Below are 19921 nucleotides of genomic sequence, written 5' to 3' on the forward strand. Positions count from 1 at the left end.
TGACCGACTGGAGATCCGCGAGCGTGAACGCACCGGGCTGGACACGCTTAAGGTTGGATTTAACGGTGTACACGGTTACTACATTCAGATCAGCCGCGGTCAAAGCCATCTGGCGCCCATTAACTACGTGCGCCGCCAGACGCTAAAAAATGCCGAACGCTACATCATTCCTGAACTCAAAGAGTACGAAGACAAAGTCCTGACCTCGAAGGGTAAAGCGTTGGCGCTGGAAAAACAGCTGTACGACGAACTCTTCGACATGCTGTTACCACACCTGGCGGATTTACAGCAGAGCGCCAGCGCGCTGGCCGAGCTCGACGTGCTGGTCAATCTGGCCGAACGGGCTTATACCCTGAATTACACCTGCCCGACCTTCACCGATAAACCCGGCATTCGTATTACCGAAGGCCGTCATCCGGTGGTTGAAAAGGTGCTGACCGAACCGTTTATTGCCAACCCGCTGAATCTTTCACCTCAGCGCCGGATGTTGATCATCACCGGGCCGAATATGGGCGGTAAAAGTACCTATATGCGCCAGACCGCACTGATCGCCCTACTGGCCTACATCGGCAGCTATGTTCCGGCACAAAAGGTTGAGATTGGTCCGATCGATCGCATCTTTACCCGCGTGGGCGCAGCGGATGACCTGGCGTCCGGTCGTTCGACCTTTATGGTTGAGATGACCGAAACCGCCAATATTTTGCATAACGCCACCGAGAACAGCCTGGTGTTGATGGATGAGATTGGGCGCGGCACCTCCACCTATGACGGTCTGTCGCTGGCATGGGCGTGCGCAGAAAATCTTGCCAATAAAATCAAGGCATTGACGCTGTTCGCAACCCACTACTTTGAACTGACTCAGTTAGCAGAGAAGATGGAAGGCGTTGCCAATGTGCATTTGGACGCATTAGAGCACGGCGATACGATTGCCTTTATGCATAGTGTGCAGGATGGTGCGGCAAGCAAAAGCTATGGTCTTGCCGTCGCTGCGCTGGCCGGTGTGCCGAAAGACGTCATCAAACGTGCGCGGCAAAAACTGCGCGAACTGGAAAGCATTACGCCAAATGCCGCCGCGACCCAGGTAGACGGGACGCAAATGTCGCTACTTTCAGCACCGGAAGAAACATCTCCCGCTGTAGAAGCGCTGGAAAATCTCGACCCGGATTCCCTGACGCCGCGTCAGGCGCTGGAATGGATTTATCGGTTGAAAAGCCTGGTGTAACACTCGTTGTGCCCGATGTCGCTGCGCTCATCGGGCCTACAAAATACCGCTATATGCAAGCCGGGCAAGGCAAAGCAGCACCCGGCATTTTGATTAGCGCTTACCTTCCGCCAGCAGCGGCGGGATGCTCGGCACCATTGGCGCGTCATCGATATCTTTTTGCGTCATGCGAAACGCCTGCGGGTAATGTTCGCGACTGGTACGGCGTAGCGGCTCGGTATCACGCCAGGTGTACAGGCAGTGCTGGCACTGGTATACCGTCCAGACGCCTTTCACCGGCGAGGTTGCCATCACTTCAATATGTTCATCAGCACAACGTGGACAAATCATCTGCTACTCCTTATTTACGGTTAGCCAGCATGGCGGTCAGCTTTTCAGCCCAGGCTTTGGTTTCCGGTAAATCGCATACCGGCTGGCTGTAGTGACCACGGTTATCCGGTGCAACCGGGGTAGTGGCATCAATGATCAGCTTATCGGTGATCCCTGCCGGGCTGGAACCCGGATCCAACTCCAGCACCGACATGTTCGGTAACTGCACCAGATCGCCTGCCGGGTTGACCTTCGACGACAGCGCCCACATCACCTGCGGCAGGTTGAACGGGTCAACGTCCTCATCCACCATAATCACCATCTTCACGTAGCCCAGACCGTGCGGCGTGGTCATCGCCCGCAGGCCGACCGCGCGGGCAAAGCCGCCATAGCGTTTTTTAGTCGAGATAATCGCCAGCAGACCGTGGGTGTACATGGCATTCACCGCCTGTACCTCCGGGAATTCCGCTTTCAGTTGCTGATACAACGGCACACAGGTCGCAGGTCCCATCAGGTAGTCGATTTCGGTCCACGGCATACCCAAATACAGCGATTCAAAAATCGGTTTGGTGCGATAAGAGACTTTATCAATACGCACCACCGTCATATTGCGCCCCCCGGAATAGTGACCGGTAAACTCACCAAACGGGCCTTCGATTTCACGTTTGCGGCTTTCGATTACACCTTCGAGGATCACCTCAGAACCCCACGGCACGTCAAAACCGGTGAGCGGCGCGGTGGCGATCGGGTATGGGCTTTCACGCAGCGCACCCGCCATCTCATATTCAGACTGATCGTACTTCAGCGGCGTAGCGCCCATTAGGGTAATGATCGGATCGTTACCCAGGGTGATGGCAATCGGCAGATCTTCACCGCGTTCTTCGGCTTTATGCAGATGCAGCGCGATGTCGTGCATCAGAACCGGCTGTAAGCCAAGCTTACGTTTGCCCTTCACTTCCATGCGGTAGATGCCGACGTTTTGCTTGCCGAAGTTATCCGGATCCAGCGGATCGCGCGACACCACGCAAGCTTTGTCGAGATAGAAGCCCCCGTCGCCGTCGTTCAAACGAAACAGCGGCAGAATGTCGAACAGATTAATGTCTTCGCCGTCGACAGTATTCTCAGCCCATGCCGGGTTCGCACGGCGCTCCGGGGCAATCGGAAATTTATCCCAGCGTCGGATAAACTCATCAATCTGTTTTCTGACCGGCGTATTGATCGGCAGCCCCATCGAAATGGCGTGGTTTTGCCATGAGCCGATGGTGTTCATCGCCACACGGGCGTCGGTAAAGCCACGAATATTGTCAAACCACAGCGCCGGTGCGCCGTCGCCGATACGCCCGGTCGCATTAGCGGCCGCGGCCAGATCCGGCTCAGCGTTCACCTCTTCGCTGATTTTCAGCAATTGCCCCTGGTCGTCCAGCGCCTGCAAGAAACCGCGCAAATCATCAAATGCCATTATTCATTCTCCTGTGAAAAATTCTGCGCCGGTCGTAAACCCTGCCAGCGACGGGCGTTCGGATGTTCCAGACCAAACTGATCGAGGACGCGCGCCACAATGTGCTGCGTGATGTCGTCGATCGTTTGGGGATGGTTATAAAACGCGGGCATCGGCGGCACCATCGCGACGCCCATGCGGGAAAGTGCGAGCATATTCTCCAGATGGAGGGTACTCAGCGGCATTTCACGCGGCACCAGCACCAGTTTGCGACCTTCCTTCAGCACCACGTCGGCAGCACGGCCCACCAGCCCTTCGGCATAGCCTGCGCGGATCCCGGCCAGCGTTTTCATGCTGCAGGGGATAATAATCATGCCGTTGGTGTGAAATGAGCCGGAAGAGATCGTCGCCGCCTGGTCCGCCGGGTTGTGGCAATAATCCGCCAGCGCAGACACCTCGCGGACGCTATAAGGCGTTTCCAGTTCAATGGTGGTTTTCGCCCACTTCGACAGCACCAGATGTGTTTCCACCTCCGGCATTTCCCGCAGCGCCTGTAGCAGCGACACACCAAGCGGTGCTCCCGTTGCACCGGTCATCCCTACGATCAGTCTCATTCAGCCCCTCAATATTTGTTCGTGTACGAACATTTTAGCTAAAATACGCTCTCGATACATTTCAGGCAAGGGTGACTCGCACAGATAGCTAAAGAAACGATCGTTAAAAAATGGCGCATTACCCGCTATGATAGAAGCCGACCGCGATCCCGGAGTCCCTATGCCGTTACGAAATAAAGCCTTTCACCTGTTACGTCAGCTTTTCCAGCAGCATACGTCACGCTGGCAGCACGAATTACCGGAGCTCACCAAGCCGCAGTACGCAGTGATGCGCGCTATTGCCGAGCATCCCGGCATTGAACAGGTTGCTCTCACCGAAGCCGCGGTCTGCACCAAGGCCACGCTTGCCGAGCTGCTGAGCCGTATGGAAAAGCGTGAGCTGGTCAGGCGTGAACACTTCCCGGCGGATAAGCGTCGTCGGTTTGTCTATTTGACTGAGCAAGGTGAGGCACTACTGGCAAGCGCAGCGCCACTGGGCGATAGCGTTGATGATGAGTTTCTGGGCAGGTTGAGCGAGGAAGAGCGTGAACAGTTCACGCAACTGGTACGCAAGATGATGGGGTAATTCTGCCGGATGGCAATAAACCAAGAAAAAGGCCAGCCTCACTGAGACTGGCCTTTCTTGATAGAACTGTGCTTACTCGCGGAACAGCGCTTCGATATTCAGTCCCTGTGTCTGCAGGATTTCACGCAGACGACGCAGACCTTCAACCTGAATCTGACGAACACGTTCACGAGTGAGACCAATTTCACGGCCCACATCTTCCAGTGTCGCAGCTTCATACCCCAGCAGACCGAAACGACGTGCCAGCACTTCACGCTGTTTGGCGTTCAGTTCGAACAGCCATTTGACGATGCTCTGTTTCATATCATCGTCTTGCGTGGTGTCTTCCGGACCGTTTTCCTTTTCGTCGGCCAGAATATCCAGCAACGCTTTTTCGGAATCTCCACCCAGCGGGGTGTCTACCGAGGTAATGCGCTCGTTGAGTCGGAGCATACGGCTGACGTCATCAACCGGTTTATCCAGTTGTTCAGCAATCTCTTCTGCGCTCGGTTCGTGGTCCAGTTTATGCGACAACTCACGCGCGGTACGCAGATAGACGTTCAGCTCTTTTACTATATGGATCGGCAGTCGGATCGTACGGGTTTGGTTCATAATCGCCCGTTCGATCGTCTGGCGGATCCACCAGGTTGCGTATGTTGAGAAGCGGAACCCGCGCTCCGGGTCAAACTTCTCGACGGCACGGATAAGCCCCAGATTGCCCTCTTCAATCAGATCCAGCAATGCCAGACCACGATTGCCATAACGACGGGCAATTTTAACCACCAGACGCAGGTTACTTTCAATCATGCGACGGCGAGAGGCTACATCTCCACGCAATGCGCGACGCGCGAAATACACTTCTTCTTCGGCTGTTAACAGTGGCGAATAACCAATCTCACCAAGGTAAAGCTGAGTCGCGTCCAACACACGCTGTGTGGCCCCTTGCGATAACAGCTCCTCTTCAGCCAGGTCGTTATCACTGGGTTCCTCTTCACTCAAGGCTTTTTCATCAAAAGCCTCTACTCCGTTCTCATCAAATTCCGCGTCTTCATTTAAATCATGAACTTTCAGCGTATTCTGACTCATAAAGGTGGCTCCTACCCGTGATCCCTAAACGGAACAAGCAAGTGAAAGCCTGGTTCCGCCGAATTATCGCTGCGGTAAATAGCGCAGCGGGTTTACGGATTTCCCCTTGTAACGAATTTCAAAATGCAAGCGTGTAGAACTGGTTCCGGTGCTACCCATGGTAGCTATTTTCTGCCCCGCCTTGATTTCTTGTTGCTCCCGAACCAGCATTGTATCGTTATGGGCGTAGGCACTCAGGTAATCATCGTTGTGTTTGATGATAATAAGATTACCGTAACCGCGCAGTGCGTTACCGGCATATACGACGCGTCCATCTGCGGTCGCGACAATAGCCTGTCCCTTACTGCCTGCAATGTCGATCCCTTTATTGCCACCTTCGGTAGCCGCAAAGTTTTCAATCACTTTACCGTCAGTCGGCCAACGCCAGGTGGAGATTGGCGCACTGGTAGACGTTGAGCTTGCAGTCGATTCGGTTGCGCTAACTGCTGGTGCCGTTACTGGCGCTGTGACAACTGTCCCAGCAGGCTTGTTGTTCGGCAACATTTTGTTAGCACTTTGTTCACCTGAATCCTCAGAATACGTAATTGTTGGTTTCGAAGCAACAGCGACGGTGGAATTTTGTGCAGGGTTGGTCACAACTCCTTGCTGTGCTGCATCCGCCTGGGTGATGGCATTGCCGCCGGTAATCGGCGCACCCGATGCGTTGCCCACTTGCAGAGTTTGTCCCACATTCAGGCCATACGGGGCCGGAACGTTATTGCGTTGTGCGAGGTCACGGAAATCGTTCCCGGTTATCCAGGCAATATAGAAAAGTGTGTCACCTTTCTTAACTGTATAGGTGCTGCCGCCGGTATAGCTCCCTTTCGGAATGTTCCCATACTTACGGTTGTACACAATGCGTCCGTTTTCCATCTGTACAGGCTGCTGCGCAACGGGCTGAATTTGTGTTGACTGCGTGGTTGGACGCTGCACCGGTTGGATCTGCGGCGTTTGCTGTGCGGTCGCCGTCGTGCCCATTTTAGGTGGAGGCGTGATTAGCATGCCAGAATTGGTGTTCGTTGGCGCACCGCCATCAACAGAGTTGACCGGCGCAGGCGGATTCGAGGTGTTAGAACAGCCTGCCAGCCATAACGAAACCAGTGACAATGCCGCCATGCGGCGAACGGTAAATTTGTGGCTTCCCGCGCTCATTTATCCCCCAGGAAAATTTGGTTAACAACCAGTGACGTAATCACCGTGCAAGGCATCGGGCTGGACACTGGAAAACGTGACCACGATACGCTTACTAATTCCAGAATATCCAGGAAAACTCCAGGTATTCAGAACCTATATCTACGCTAACTCCCCTTTAACTAAGGGTACGAAGCGTACAGCCTCCACGGTATCGATAATAAATTCGCCTCCCCGACGACGCACCCGTTTCAAATACTGGTGCTCGTCGCCCACGGGTAAGACGAGAATGCCGCCTTCATCCAACTGCGTCATTAACGCGGTAGGGATTTCCGGCGGTGCTGCTGTCACAATGATGGCGTCAAACGGCGCTCGTGCCTGCCAGCCTTGCCATCCATCACCATGACGGGTCGAAACATTATGTAAATCAAGCTGCTTCAGGCGACGACGCGCCTGCCACTGCAAACCTTTAATGCGCTCGACAGAACACACATGCTGCACCAGATGCGCCAGAATCGCTGTCTGGTAACCGGAACCGGTGCCGATTTCCAGCACCCGCGATTGTGGCGTCAGCTCAAGCAACTCGGTCATACGTGCGACCATATAAGGCTGCGAAATCGTCTGCCCCTGACCAATGGGCAGGGCGATGTTTTCCCAGGCCTTATGTTCAAACGCCTCATCAATGAATTTTTCACGCGGCACGGCGGCGAGCGCATCAAGGACAAGCTCATCTCTGATGCCCTGCGCACGTAATTGTTCAAGAAGAGTGTGTACGCGTCTGCTTACCATTGCGTGTCGACTCCCACGCTGTCTAACCAATCAGAAACAACCTGATGCGCGCCGTATGCGGTTAAATCAACATGCAGCGGCGTGACAGAAACATAGCCTTCATCGACGGCAGCAAAGTCCGTATCCGGCCCGGCATCGCATTTTTCGCCCGGCGGCCCAATCCAGTACAACGTGTTACCGCGCGGGTCCTGCTGTGGAATAACCTGATCCGCCGGATGGCGACTGCCGCAGCGGGTAACGCGAATACCTTTAATCTGATCCAGCGGCAAGTCCGGGACGTTGATATTCAGAATACGCCCGGTACGCAGCGGTTCGCGGCTCAGCGCACGTAAAATGCGGCAGGTAATCGCGGCTGCGGTATCGTAGTGTTTATGACCATCCAGTGAGACCGCCAGCGCGGGAAAGCCCAGGTGCCGGCCTTCCATCGCTGCCGCAACGGTTCCAGAATAGATAACATCGTCACCCAGATTAGGACCGGCGTTAATCCCGGAAACTACGATGTCCGGACGCGGACGCATTAACGCGTTTACGCCCAGATAGACGCAGTCGGTAGGCGTGCCCATTTGCACGGCGATATCACCGTTTTCATAGGTGAAGGTGCGAAGCGAAGATTCCAGCGTCAGCGAGTTAGACGCGCCACTGCGGTTACGATCCGGGGCAACTACCTGTACGTCAGCAAACTCACGCAGCGCTTTCGCCAGCGTTTGTATACCGGGCGCGTGGACCCCATCATCGTTACTCAGCAATATACGCATAATCACCCGTTGTGTTAATAAGTTCCCTTACTACACTGGTGGCAAAGCTACCTGCCGGTAGCCAGAAGCGTAACTCAACGGTTACGTCATCCCACCAGTTCCAGCTTAATTGTTGTGGGTACAGCAGCATAGCGCGACGCGATGCGTCGACGTTCTCACGCAATAATAAAGACTGCAGCACGCTTTCATCGGCAATGGCGGCCTGTTCAAACGCCAGCGCATCGCGCTGAGTTCCCCACTCACCGCAGCCGGGTAATGCCGCTGTAATCATTAATTCTCTTTCATTAACGCGACGCTGTAATTCAGCTTGTTCTTCAGTAGTGGCAACAAACCAACTTCCGCGTCCAGACAATTGTAGCGCATCGCCGTCAACAACTTGATTAAAGTCTGTTTTTTTCAATCGTTCATTGACTATTTGATTAAACAACGCACTGCGGGCTGCCGACAACCAAAAACTGCGTTTATTGCGATCGCGCACCGGTGCATCGCTTTGCGCCCAGCGCAGCGCCCCTTGCAGGTTACTGCCGGCGATGCCAAAACGTTGGGCACCAAAATAGTTCGGTACGCCGCGCTCGAGAATAGCCTGCAAACGTGCTTCAACGTCAGCGCGATCGCTGACTTCACGCAGCACCACCGTAAAGCCGTTACCTTTCAAGGCACCTAAACGCAGCTTACGCTTGTGACGGGCGTACTCCAGCACTTTACAGCCTTCAAGCTCAAATTTGCTTAAATCAGGCATGACATTGCCCGGCACGCGCGCGCACAGCCACTGTTCAGTGACCGCATGCTTATCTTTCTGCCCGGCGAAGCTGACTTCACGGGCATGAATTTTCAAAAACTTGGCCAGTGCATCGGCGACAAAACGAGTGTTACAGCCGTTCTTCAGGATGCGTACCAGAACGTGTTCGCCTTCTCCGTCCGGTTCAAAGCCTAAATCTTCGACCACCACAAAGTCTTCTGGATTCGCCTTCAATACGCCACGGCCCTGCGGTTTACCGTGGAGATACGTCAGATTTTCAAACTCTGTCATTTTGCAGCCTTTATGAGTAACGCCACCGCTTCACAGGCAATCCCTTCCCCACGCCCGGTAAAACCGAGTTTCTCCGTGGTGGTCGCTTTCACGTTAACATCATCCATATGACAGCCAAGATCTTCGGCAATAAACACGCGCATTTGTGGAATGTGCGGCAGCATCTTCGGTGCCTGCGCAATAATGGTCACATCCACATTGCCGAGCGTGTAGCCTTTGGCCTGAATACGACGCCAGGCTTCACGTAATAATTCGCGGCTATCTGCCCCTTTAAAGGCCGGATCGGTGTCCGGGAACAGTTTACCGATATCGCCCAGCGCTGCCGCGCCCAGCAGCGCATCAGTCAGCGCATGTAACGCGACGTCGCCATCAGAATGCGCCAGCAGCCCCTTTTCGTACGGGATGCGCACGCCACCAATGATAATTGGGCCTACGCCGCCAAAGGCGTGTACATCAAAACCGTGTCCAATTCGCATTATGCATTCTCCTGATATACACATCATCCTTCAAGCGGCCTCTTTGTTGGCTGCCTTTGTTCATCCCAGTCACTTACTTAGGTAAGCTCCTGGGGATTCACTCAGTTGCCGCCTCGATGCAGCTTGAATGATTTTGTGTCTAGATTCTTCGGGTCAGATAAAATTCCGCAAGCGCCAGATCTTCCGGACGAGTAACTTTAATATTATCAGCGCGTCCTTCGACAAGCTGTGGATGAAAGCCGCAATATTCCAGCGCCGAGGCCTCATCAGTAATGGTCGCGCCTTCGTTGAGTGCTCGGGCCAGGCAGTGGTGTAATAACTCGCGGGGGAAAAACTGCGGCGTCAACGCGTGCCATAAGTCAGTACGTTCGACCGTATGGGCAATGTCAGTTTTGCCCGGTTCCGCGCGTTTCATGGTATCGCGCACCGGTGCGGCAAGGATCCCACCTGTACGACTGGTTTCGCTTATCGCCAGTAAACGAGATAAATCGTCCTGATGCAGGCACGGTCTGGCTGCATCATGCACCAGCACCCAGCGGGCATTTCCGACGGCCTGCAAACCGGCCAGCACTGAATCGGCGCGCTCATTGCCGCCATCCACCACGGTGATTTGCGGGTGCGCTGCCAGAGGAAGTTCTGCAAAGCGGCTGTCGCCAGGGCTGATAGCAATGACGACATGCGTCACCCGGGGATGCGCCAGTAGCGCAGCAACCGAGTGTTCAAGAATGGTTTTATTGCCGATGGAGAGATACTGCTTAGGACACTCCGATTGCATTCGGCGGCCAAATCCGGCAGCCGGTACCACGGCGCAAACGTCCAATAAAGTGGCTGCCATGTTAAATCCTTGGCTGGTTTATCGATTGTTTTGCCCTGCAGTCTGAGCGCGTTTAGACGCGTCAGGCACCAGACGATAAAAGGTTTCGCCCGGCTTGGTCATGCTGAGTTCGTTGCGCGCACGCTCTTCAATCGCTTCCTGACCGCCATTGAGATCGTCAATTTCGGCAAACAGCTGATCGTTACGCGCTTTAAGTTTCGCATTTGTCGCTTGCTGCGCAGCCACATCATCGTTGACGCGGCTATAGTCATGTATGCCGTTCTTACCGAACCACAGCGAATACTGAAGCCAGACCAATAAAGCCAGCAACAGCAGCGTTAGTTTACCCATCCTGCCCCCTGAAAAACGGCATCATCATCCCAAAACATCCGCAGACGACTCTCCGTCTACAGGCGGGAATACCGCGACAACGCGGGCAAATGTACCACATTTGCTCGTTGTTACGTATACCCCGTGTAAGGAGAACATAATCTCATTGTTGGTTACGGTTTGAATTATGACCAGTCCGCGTTTCAGCCTCAGTAGCCATATAAAGAGAAGGGAGATAGCCTAGCCCAGCAGCCACATAAACAATGCCCCGAACATCAGCCCCACCGTCAGCAGGGTACACGTCATGCTCAGGAACAATCGTCCCTTCAATAACGAGTGCAGGGCGATTCCCGCCACAATCGCGACAGGCAGCAATGCAAGGAAAAACGGCCAGGTATAGAGGAAGAAAAACAGCGTGTTAGGGCCATACATAAGACATGGAATGCCCAGCGCCAGCAACCACGCCACAAAACCGACCACGGCCCCCGGTAGTGACCAGATGGTTTCGTCGTCGGCATTGAAGGTGTCTGACTCTGCAATAGTAATGTTATGGCTGTTACGCATAGCTAATCCTGTGACCTTGACTGACCGAGCCGATAAGCTCGGGGATGTCTCAGGATCTGATAATATCTTGCTGCCTCAGCAGGTCTAATAATTGAGGAACCAAATTTGTTACCAATTGTTCACCATCAAGGTGAATCTCTGGCGATTCAGGCGCTTCGTACACCGCGTCAATTCCGGTGAAATTGCGCAGTTCACCCGCTCGCGCTTTTTTATACAGCCCTTTCGGATCGCGGGCTTCGCATGTCGCCAGCGGCGTATCGACAAACACCTCGATAAAACGCCCCTCGCCGACGCACTCGCGGACCATTTGCCGCTCAGCGCGATGCGGGGAGATAAATGCCGTCAGCACCACCAGCCCGGCATCCACCATCAGACTAGCGACTTCCCCCACCCGCCGGATGTTCTCTTTGCGATCGGCGTCGCTAAAACCCAGATCGCTGCACAGGCCATGGCGCACGTTGTCGCCATCCAGCAGATAGGTACTGACGCCCAGATTGTATAGTGCTTCTTCCAGCGCCCCTGCCACCGTCGATTTACCCGAGCCGGAGAGCCCGGTAAACCACAGCACAACACCACGGTGACCGTGGCGTTGCTCTCGCTGTTGCGGCGTAACGGGATGGGCATGCCAGACGACGTTTTCGTCATGCTGCGCCATTACTTTCCTCCCAGCAAATCACGTGCATTCCAGTGCGGGAAGTGACGACGCACCAGTGCATTCAGTTCCAGTTCAAACGCGCTGAACGGGGATGTCGTGGCCTGTTGCTGCTCGATGGGTTCGCGGATCAGTCCCGCCCCCACGGTGACGTTGGTCAGGCGGTCAATAATAATCAGGCCGCCCGTCACTGGGTTATGCTGATAGGTATCCAGTACCAGCGGTTCATCAAACGTCAAATTAACCAGGCCAATACCATTCAGCGGCAACGCGTCGACCTCACGCTGAGTCAGGTTATTGATATCAACCTGATACTGCACGTTATCTACGCGGGCACGCGTCTTTTTGCCCGCGACTTTGATGTCATAGCTCTGACCTTCCGACAGTGGTTGTTCCGCCATCCATACCACGTCAACGGCAGCATGCTGTACCGCAGGCAAGACTTCGCGAGCATCCAGCAACAGGTCGCCACGGCTGATGTCGATTTCATCTTTCAGTACCAGAGTAATCGCTTCGCCCGCATGCGCTTCCTGGAGGTCGCCGTCAAAGGTGACGATCCGCGCGACGCTTGATTCAACGCCAGACGGTAGCACTTTGATTCGCTGGCCTACCGTTACGCGACCGGAGGCAAGAGTTCCGGCATAACCACGAAAATCCAGGTTCGGGCGATTCACATACTGTACCGGGAAACGCATCGGTTGGGCCTCAACAGCACGCTGGATCTCTACCGTTTCCAGTACCTCCAGCAGCGTCGGGCCGCTATACCATGGCATGTTTTTACTCTGGGAGGCCACGTTGTCGCCTTCCAGCGCAGAAAGCGGCACAAAGCGAATATCCAGATTGCCCGGCAACTGTTCGGCAAAGGTCAGATAATCTTCGCGAATGCGGGTAAATGTTTCTTCGCTGAAGCTCACCAGATCCATTTTATTGATCGCCACCACCAGATGTTTGATCCCCAGCAGCGTGGAGATAAAACTGTGGCGGCGAGTCTGGTCCAGCACACCTTTACGTGCATCAATCAGCAGGATCGCCAGATCGCATGTGGACGCACCGGTGGCCATGTTCCGGGTGTACTGCTCATGCCCTGGCGTATCGGCGATAATAAATTTGCGTTTCTCCGTGGAGAAATAGCGGTAGGCCACGTCGATGGTGATCCCCTGCTCACGCTCGGCCTGTAACCCGTCAACCAGCAGCGCCAGATCCAGTTTCTCACCCTGGGTACCATGACGTTTGCTGTCGTTATGCAGCGTTGAGAGCTGATCTTCGTAAATCTGGCGCGTGTCGTGCAGCAGGCGGCCAATCAGCGTGCTTTTCCCATCATCCACGCTGCCACAGGTTAAAAAGCGCAGCAGGCTTTTGTGTTGCTGGGCAACCATCCAGGCTTCAACGCCGCCTTCATTAGCAATTTGTTGTGCAAGTGTCGTGTTCATGGCGGCTCCTTAGAAATACCCCTGACGTTTCTTCAGCTCCATGGAGCCAGCCTGGTCGCGGTCAATCACGCGGCCCTGACGTTCACTGGTGGTTGAGACCAGCATTTCTTCGATAATTTCCGGCAGCGTCTGCGCGTTTGACTCCACGGCGCCGGTAAGCGGCCAGCAGCCAAGCGTGCGGAAACGCACCATGCGTTTTTTGATAACCTCACCGGGTTGCAGATCGATCCTGTCGTCATCGATCATCATCAGCATGCCATCACGTTCCAGCACCGGGCGCTCCGCGGCCAGGTACAGCGGCACAATGTCGATATTTTCCAACCAGATGTACTGCCAGATATCCTGTTCGGTCCAGTTCGAAAGCGGGAACACGCGAATGCTTTCGCCTTTGTTAATCTGCCCGTTGTAGTTGTGCCACAGTTCCGGACGCTGGTTTTTCGGGTCCCAGCGATGAAAACGATCGCGGAAGGAATAAATTCGCTCTTTGGCACGCGATTTCTCTTCATCGCGGCGGGCACCACCGAACGCGGCGTCAAAGCCGTATTTGTTCAGCGCCTGCTTCAGCCCTTCGGTTTTCATGATGTCGGTATGCTTGGCGCTGCCGTGGACAAACGGGTTAATCCCCATCGCCACCCCTTCCGGGTTTTTATGCACCAACAACTCGCAGCCGTAAGCCTTGGCTGTACGGTCACGGAATTCATACATCTCGCTGAATTTCCAGCCGGTGTCCACATGTAGCAACGGGAACGGCAGCGTGCCGGGATAAAACGCTTTGCGCGCCAGATGCAGCATTACGCTGGAGTCTTTGCCGATGGAATACATCATCACCGGATTAGAAAACTCGGCGGCCACCTCACGAATAATATGGATGCTTTCCGCTTCCAGTTGCCGCAGGTGGGTAAGTCGTTTTTGATCCATAACCGTTCCTATGTAATGCCGTTATTGTTCTAACGATGCTCAGATAACTCGACTATAGGGAGGGCAAGAGAACGAATGAAATTACGAATTGGAATGAGTAGTTCCTCAAAGGAATAACGATCTGGAAAAGCAAATATCAAAAAGTGCTTAAGCCGCCGGATTTCGGGCATTTAGGAGCAAATGAAATTGTTTTACCCCGATCACGGTTTCATACTAGCGGGTAAAAATTTATGCTTGGTATTTAAGGACTCACTATGTTTTCCGCATTGCGCCACTTTCCTGCTGCCCTGGCGCTCGGCGTGTGCTTTATCCTTCCCGCACAGGCAACCTCTTCGAAGCCCGGAGATATCGCCAACTTCCAGGCCCGCCATATTGCAACGTTTTTTCCTGGCCGCGTGACGGGCTCGCCTGCAGAAATGTTGTCTGCCGATTATTTACGTCAGCAGTTTCAGCAGATGGGATACAGCAGTGATATTCGGACGTTTAATAGCCGCTATGTGTATACCGCCAAAAATAACCATAAAAACTGGCATAACGTAACGGGTAGCACGGTAATTGCAGCACATGAAGGTAAGGCACCGCAGCAGATTATTATTATGGCGCACCTTGATACCTACGCGCCGCAAAGCGATGCCGACTCCGATGCCAATCTCGGTGGATTAACGCTACAAGGGATTGACGATAACGCGGCGGGTCTCGGCGTGATGCTGGAACTGGCAGAAAAACTCAAGAATGTCCCGACCGAGTACGGCATCCGCTTTATCGCCACCAGCGGAGAAGAAGAAGGCAAGCTCGGCGCAGAGAACGTACTCAAACGCATGAGCGCCGCCGAGAAGAAAAATACGCTGCTGGTGATTAATCTCGATAACCTGATCGTCGGCGATAAGCTCTATTTCAACAGCGGGCAAAAAACACCTGAAGCGGTTCGTAAGCTCACGCGCGACCGGGCGCTGGCTATTGCACGCAGTCGCGGTATCTCCGCCAGCACTAATCCCGGTCTGAACAAGAACTACCCGAAAGGCACTGGATGTTGTAACGATGCGGAGGTGTTCGACAAAGCGGGGATTGCCGTGCTCTCCGTCGAAGCCACCAACTGGAGTCTGGGTAATAAAGACGGCTATCAGCAGCGAGCCAAAACCGCCTCATTCCCTGCAGGCAACAGCTGGCACGACGTTCGACTGGATAACCAGCAGCATATTGATAAAGCGTTACCCGGCCGTATTGAGCACCGCAGTCGCGACGTGGTACGCATTATGCTGCCACTGGTCAAAGAGCTGGCAAAGGCGGGCTAATTCACCCGTATCCTGCCCGGTAGCATGCAGATGCTTACCGGGCCTGTTACCGATTACCCTTCGTGCAATCCGCACTCCCGCTTCAGTCCGAAGAAGCGCGTCTCTTCTTCCGCCATGCCCGGTTCCCATTTACGGGTGGTGTGGGTATCGCCTACCGACAGATAGCCTTGCTCCCACAGCGGATGATACTTCAGCCCGTGTTGTTGCAGGTACTGGTACACCGTGCGGTTGTCCCAGTCGATGATCGGCAGCAGTTTGAACACGCCACGCTGGATAGCCAGTACCGGCAAATGGGCACGACTGCCGGATTGCTCACGACGCAGGCCGGCAAACCAGGTTTGCGCATTGAGTTCTTGCAGCGCCCGGTTCATCGGCTCGACTTTGTTGATGTCATTGTATTTCTCAATGCCTTCAACGCCCTGTTCCCACAGTTTGCCATAGCGCGCTTCCTGCCAGGCGGCACTCTCTTTTGCCCGGTAAACCTGCAGATTAAGTTTGAGCGTGTCCGTTAACTCGTCAATAAACTGGTAGGTTTCCGGGAACAAATAGCCGGTATCGGTAAGGATCACCGGGATATCCGGGCGAATCTGATTCACCAGGTGCAGGCTAACCGCCGCCTGAATACCAAAGCTTGAAGAGAGCACGTAGTCGCCGGGCAGATTCTCCAGCGCCCACGCCACACGATCCTGCGCGCTCAGTTTTTCCAGCTGGCTGTTGGTTTCCGCCAGCGCCATGACGCGCTCAACTTTTGGTAGGTCGTTTAATGCGTGTAGATCGAGTACGGACATGATTACCTCATCCTATGCCTGATGGTGCTGCGCTTATCCGGCCTACGCAGTCGGTAGGCCGGATAAGGCATTTATGCCGCCATCCAGCAATTCAGGTTATTCCCAGAAATCCCGGGCGGGATCGAGCACCGGGCGAATAATGCCCGCACGCACCGTAAAATCGCCGAAGCCTTCACCCGCTTCACGCTCTTTTGCCCAGCGCCCAATCAGTTCATCCAGCAAGGCCAGAATTTCTGTCTCGGTGATGTTCTCTTTGAACATCCGTGGAATACGCGTCCCGATACGGTTACCCCCCAGGTGCAGGTTGTAACGTCCCGGCGCTTTCCCGACCAGGCCGACCTCTGCCAGCATGGCACGACCACAACCGTTCGGGCAGCCCGTCACGCGCAGCACAATGTTTTCGTCGCTCAACGCGTATTTCGCCATCAGAGCGTCAATGCTGTCGATAAACGTCGGCAGGAAGCGCTCTGCTTCCGCCATCGCCAGCGGACAGGTCGGGAACGAGACGCAGGCCATCGAGTTTTCACGCTGCGGAGTCACGGCATTCATTAAGCCGCTCTGCTGCGCAATCTTCTCGATCTTCGCCTTCTCGCTTTCCGGCACACCGGCAATGATCAGGTTCTGGTTGGCGGTAATACGGAACTCGCCTTTGTGGATCTTTGCTATCTCCAGTAACCCGGTTTTCAGCGGACGTCCCGGATAATCCAGAATACGGCCATTCTCAATAAACAGCGTCAGGTGCCATTTTTTGTCGATGCCCTTCACCCAGCCGATACGATCGCCGCGACCGGTAAACTCATACGGGCGAATCGATTCAAATTTGATGCCCGCCCGGCGTTCCACTTCTGCCTTAAAGGTCTCAACGCCGACGCGCTCCAGCGTGTATTTGGTTTTGGCGTTTTTACGGTCGGTACGATTACCCCAGTCGCGCTGGGTAGTCACCACTGCTTCCGCAACGGCCAGCGTGTGCTCCAGCGGCAAATAGCCAAATTCACTGGCGGTACGCGCGTAGGTTTTCTTGTTACCGTGCTCAATAGACAGCCCACCGCCAACCAGCAGGTTGAACCCCACCAGTTTGCCGTTTTCTGCCACCGCGACGAAGTTCATGTCGTTGGCATGCAGATCGATATCGTTCTGCGGCGGAATAACCACCGTCGTTTTGAACTTACGCGGCAGATAAGTTTGACCGAGGATCGGCTCTTCATCGGTGGTGGCGACTTTTTTCTGATCCAGCCAAATCTCTGCATACGCCCGGGTGCGCGGCAACAGGTGTTCAGAGATTTTCTTCGCCCACTCGTAGGCTTCCGCGTGTAACTCGGACTCGTACGGGTTGGAGGTACACAACACGTTACGGTTCATGTCGTTGGCGGTCGCCAGCGCGTCCAGTCCGACGGAGTTGAGCATCTGATGCACCGGCTTGACGTTCTTCTTCAGAATGCCGTGAAACTGAAAGGTCTGACGGTTGGTCAGACGGATGCTGCCGTAAATCGTGTTGTCATGAGCAAACTTATCGATCGCCTGCCATTGTTTAGTGGTGATGACCCCGCCCGGCAGACGGCAGCGCAGCAGCATTGCATGACGTGGCTCCAGCTTCTGCTCGGCGCGCTCGGCGCGAATATCGCGGTCATCCTGCTGGTACATACCGTGAAAACGGATCAGCAGAAAGTTATCACCTTTAAAACCGCCGGTGAGGCCGTCATTTAAATCTTCCGCAATGGTGCCGCGCAGATAGTTGCTTTCCAGCTTCATACGTTCAGCGTCGGACAGCTTACCTTCGACCACCAGTGGCCCTGGATGTTTTTCACTCATTAGTAGACATCTCGCTGATAACGGCGCTCAACGCGCAGCTCACTTAAAAATTCATCCGCCGCTTCGGTATCCATCGCACCGAATTCGGCAATCACTTCCAGCAAAGCCTGCTCAACGTCTTTCGCCATGCGATTGGCGTCGCCGCAGACATAAATGTGCGCCCCGTCATTAATCCAGCGCCACAGTTCCGCACCTTGTTGGCGCAGTTTATCTTGTACGTAGACTTTTTCTTTTTGGTCGCGTGACCAGGCGAGATCGATCCGGGTAAGTACGCCCTCTTTGACGTAGCGCTGCCACTCCACCTGGTAGAGGAAATCTTCGGTAAAGTGCGGATTGCCAAAGAACAACCAGTTTTTACCCGTCGCTTCATCGGCAGCACGCTGCTGCATAAAGGCGCGGAACGGTGCAATTCCCGTCCCCGGCCCAATCATAATGACCGGTGTTTCAGGATTGGCTGGCAGGCGGAAGTTGTCGTTATGTTCAATGAACACACGTACTTCACCTTCTTCGCCAACGCGGTCGGCGAGGAAGCTCGAGGCTCCGCCGGCACGCGCACGGCCTTCGACGTCAAACCGCACGGCACCGACGGTCACATGTACTTCGCTTTCGACTTCCGCCTGTGAGGAGGCTATTGAGTACAGGCGCGGGGTCAACGGACGCAGCAGACCGATTAACGCTTCCGCGTCCAGCTGCGCCGGAGAAAAGCGCAGCATATCGACGATAGGCGTGGTGGCGGCATAGTGTTGCAACTGCGCTTTATCGCCCACCAGCGGCAGCAACGTTTCACTGCGCGTTAAGGTGGCGTAATTTTCTACAATATTGGCTGTGTTAACCGTCAGTTCGAAGTGCCACTGCAGCGCGTCGGTAAGCGGTAGCAATTTGCCATCAACCGTGACCGGCTCGTCGCCTTTCAGCCACAGCAGTTCAACAATCTCTTTGACCAGCGCCGGATCGTTTTGATACCACACGCCGAGGGCGTCGCCGGGCTGATAGCGCAGGCCGGAATCGCCCAGATCGATTTCGATATGACGCACGTCTTTTTCGGAGTCTCGACCGGTGATTTTCTGATTCACGGAAAGCGACGCGCTAAGCGGCGCTTCTTTAGTGTACGGACTGGTATGCACCTCGTTAATCGCACCGCTCGCAGCGGCCTGTACAGAAGGTGCAGCAGGCGCTCGTGCCTTCAACACATCAACCAGACGGGCGCGCCACTGCGCAGCTGCCGGTTGATATTCAACATCTGCATCTACACGATCCAACAAGCGTTCACCGCCAAGCTCCGCCAGTTTGCTGTCGAAGTTTTTGCCAGACTGGCAGAAAAACTCATAAGAGGTATCGCCAAGACCAAACACGGCGAAGGCGGTATTTTCAAGTTTCGGCGCTTTTTTAGAGAACAGAAATTTATGCAACGCCACCGCTTCTTCCGCCGGCTCACCCTCACCCTGCGTCGAGGCCACCACGACCAGCAATTTCTCGTTGGCAATATTTTTAAATTTATAGTCGCCGGCATTGATCAGGGTGACATTGAGCTTCGCGGCAATAAGATCGTCACGCAGGGCTTCCGCCACGCGGCGCGCATTACCGGTCTGCGAGGCGGAGATGAGCGTGATCCCCGGCATTTCGGCAGCAGGTGCAGGAATAACCGCATTAGCGCCCGGCTGCTGATTCAGCACGCCCCAGAAATAGCCAGAAACCCACGCAAGCTGCGCGGGCGAGAGATCGGTCGTGGCCGCCTGAAGGCGTGCCAGCTGTTCCGGGTTTAGCGGAAGCAAAGCGGAAAGTGGGGCCTGTGTCGTCATGCGTTGTCATGTTCCAGTAAGCAAAGCGGATTTAAGCAATAAAACCCAAACTGAAGATAAGGTTAACGGCGAGAATAGTAACAATTAAAGAA

21 protein-coding genes are annotated in these 19921 nt (G+C 54.5%); 3 read left to right on the forward strand and 18 right to left on the reverse strand.

What is annotated here, in order from left to right; all coding sequences use genetic code 11:
* On the forward strand, positions 1 to 1222 hold a 1222-nt coding region (mutS, locus tag FDX01_RS23990), incomplete at its 5' end, for a DNA mismatch repair protein MutS (protein WP_249361019.1).
* Between the two features lie 93 nt (positions 1223 to 1315).
* Here the strand turns inward: mutS and FDX01_RS18520 are convergent.
* The 3 genes from FDX01_RS18520 to FDX01_RS18530 are packed head-to-tail and all read right to left on the reverse strand — an operon-like array spanning position 1316 to position 3583.
* Positions 1316 to 1552: a non-oxidative hydroxyarylic acid decarboxylases subunit D gene (locus FDX01_RS18520; protein WP_096755928.1), complete on the reverse strand. Its 237-nt coding sequence runs from the start codon at positions 1550 to 1552 to the stop codon at positions 1316 to 1318.
* Between the two features lie 10 nt (positions 1553 to 1562).
* Complete coding sequence (locus FDX01_RS18525) at positions 1563 to 2990, reverse strand: non-oxidative hydroxyarylic acid decarboxylases subunit C (protein ID WP_137400254.1); 1428 nt, start codon at positions 2988 to 2990, stop codon at positions 1563 to 1565.
* A complete protein-coding gene (locus FDX01_RS18530; RefSeq protein ID WP_117343153.1) occupies positions 2990 to 3583 on the reverse strand; it encodes a non-oxidative hydroxyarylic acid decarboxylases subunit B in 594 nt (197 codons plus the stop codon). Before FDX01_RS18530 ends, FDX01_RS18525 begins: the two co-directional genes overlap by 1 nt.
* A 160-nt stretch (positions 3584 to 3743) precedes the next feature.
* On the opposite strand from FDX01_RS18530, the gene FDX01_RS18535 reads away from it, so the two are divergent.
* Positions 3744 to 4148 (forward strand): MarR family transcriptional regulator, encoded by a 405-nt coding sequence (locus tag FDX01_RS18535; protein ID WP_117343152.1) that lies wholly within the window; start codon positions 3744 to 3746, stop codon positions 4146 to 4148.
* A gap of 72 nt (positions 4149 to 4220) precedes the next feature.
* On the opposite strand, the gene rpoS is transcribed toward FDX01_RS18535, so the two are convergent.
* The 12 genes from rpoS to cysD all read right to left on the reverse strand — a co-directional run bounded on the left by rpoS (position 4221) and on the right by cysD (position 14141).
* A complete protein-coding gene (gene rpoS / locus FDX01_RS18540; protein ID WP_000081498.1) occupies positions 4221 to 5213 on the reverse strand; it encodes an RNA polymerase sigma factor RpoS in 993 nt (330 codons plus the stop codon).
* A gap of 63 nt (positions 5214 to 5276) precedes the next feature.
* On the reverse strand, positions 5277 to 6359 hold the full coding sequence (gene nlpD, locus FDX01_RS18545; protein WP_326929984.1) for a murein hydrolase activator NlpD: 1083 nt from the start codon (positions 6357 to 6359) through the stop codon (positions 5277 to 5279).
* Positions 6360 to 6545: 186 nt separating this feature from the next.
* Positions 6546 to 7172, reverse strand: coding sequence for a protein-L-isoaspartate O-methyltransferase (pcm, locus tag FDX01_RS18550; protein WP_096755923.1), 627 nt, complete (start codon positions 7170 to 7172; stop codon positions 6546 to 6548).
* Positions 7166 to 7927 carry a 5'/3'-nucleotidase SurE gene (gene surE / locus FDX01_RS18555; protein WP_115257613.1) on the reverse strand — a complete coding sequence of 254 codons (762 nt, stop codon included), beginning with the start codon at positions 7925 to 7927 and terminating at the stop codon, positions 7166 to 7168. Before surE ends, pcm begins: the two co-directional genes overlap by 7 nt.
* Complete coding sequence (gene truD / locus FDX01_RS18560) at positions 7908 to 8957, reverse strand: tRNA pseudouridine(13) synthase TruD (RefSeq protein WP_137400255.1); 1050 nt, start codon at positions 8955 to 8957, stop codon at positions 7908 to 7910. The genes surE and truD overlap by 20 nt, the downstream gene beginning before the upstream one ends.
* Entirely contained in the window at positions 8954 to 9433 is a 480-nt protein-coding gene (gene ispF / locus FDX01_RS18565; RefSeq protein WP_096755920.1) for a 2-C-methyl-D-erythritol 2,4-cyclodiphosphate synthase, read from the reverse strand. The genes truD and ispF overlap by 4 nt, the downstream gene beginning before the upstream one ends.
* 139 nt (positions 9434 to 9572) lie before the next feature.
* Positions 9573 to 10268 carry a 2-C-methyl-D-erythritol 4-phosphate cytidylyltransferase gene (gene ispD / locus FDX01_RS18570; protein WP_135911493.1) on the reverse strand — a complete coding sequence of 232 codons (696 nt, stop codon included), beginning with the start codon at positions 10266 to 10268 and terminating at the stop codon, positions 9573 to 9575.
* 18 nt (positions 10269 to 10286) lie between these two features.
* Complete coding sequence (ftsB, locus tag FDX01_RS18575) at positions 10287 to 10598, reverse strand: cell division protein FtsB (RefSeq protein WP_003034163.1); 312 nt, start codon at positions 10596 to 10598, stop codon at positions 10287 to 10289.
* Between the two features lie 219 nt (positions 10599 to 10817).
* Positions 10818 to 11141 (reverse strand): DUF3561 family protein, encoded by a 324-nt coding sequence (locus FDX01_RS18580; protein WP_117343149.1) that lies wholly within the window; start codon positions 11139 to 11141, stop codon positions 10818 to 10820.
* 49 nt (positions 11142 to 11190) lie between these two features.
* A complete protein-coding gene (gene cysC / locus FDX01_RS18585) occupies positions 11191 to 11796 on the reverse strand; it encodes an adenylyl-sulfate kinase (protein WP_137400256.1) in 606 nt (201 codons plus the stop codon).
* Positions 11796 to 13223 carry a sulfate adenylyltransferase subunit CysN gene (gene cysN, locus FDX01_RS18590; RefSeq protein ID WP_115257609.1) on the reverse strand — a complete coding sequence of 476 codons (1428 nt, stop codon included), beginning with the start codon at positions 13221 to 13223 and terminating at the stop codon, positions 11796 to 11798. The genes cysC and cysN overlap by 1 nt, the downstream gene beginning before the upstream one ends.
* A gap of 9 nt (positions 13224 to 13232) precedes the next feature.
* Positions 13233 to 14141, reverse strand: coding sequence for a sulfate adenylyltransferase subunit CysD (cysD, locus tag FDX01_RS18595; protein ID WP_003034152.1), 909 nt, complete (start codon positions 14139 to 14141; stop codon positions 13233 to 13235).
* A gap of 254 nt (positions 14142 to 14395) precedes the next feature.
* Between cysD and FDX01_RS18600 the strand changes: the two genes are divergently transcribed.
* A complete protein-coding gene (locus FDX01_RS18600) occupies positions 14396 to 15433 on the forward strand; it encodes an aminopeptidase (RefSeq protein ID WP_137400257.1) in 1038 nt (345 codons plus the stop codon).
* Positions 15434 to 15486: 53 nt separating this feature from the next.
* Here FDX01_RS18600 and cysH read toward each other — a convergent pair whose 3' ends face one another.
* From cysH to cysJ, 3 genes are all read right to left on the reverse strand, one after another.
* Positions 15487 to 16221 (reverse strand): phosphoadenosine phosphosulfate reductase, encoded by a 735-nt coding sequence (gene cysH, locus FDX01_RS18605; protein ID WP_115257608.1) that lies wholly within the window; start codon positions 16219 to 16221, stop codon positions 15487 to 15489.
* Between the two features lie 96 nt (positions 16222 to 16317).
* A complete protein-coding gene (cysI, locus tag FDX01_RS18610; protein WP_115257607.1) occupies positions 16318 to 18030 on the reverse strand; it encodes an assimilatory sulfite reductase (NADPH) hemoprotein subunit in 1713 nt (570 codons plus the stop codon).
* Positions 18030 to 19829 carry an NADPH-dependent assimilatory sulfite reductase flavoprotein subunit gene (gene cysJ, locus FDX01_RS18615; RefSeq protein WP_115257606.1) on the reverse strand — a complete coding sequence of 600 codons (1800 nt, stop codon included), beginning with the start codon at positions 19827 to 19829 and terminating at the stop codon, positions 18030 to 18032. Before cysJ ends, cysI begins: the two co-directional genes overlap by 1 nt.
* Positions 19830 to 19921 lie beyond the last annotated feature (92 nt).

Source organism: Citrobacter sp. wls613 (genome assembly GCF_005281195.1).
GTDB lineage: Bacteria > Pseudomonadota > Gammaproteobacteria > Enterobacterales > Enterobacteriaceae > Citrobacter > Citrobacter gillenii.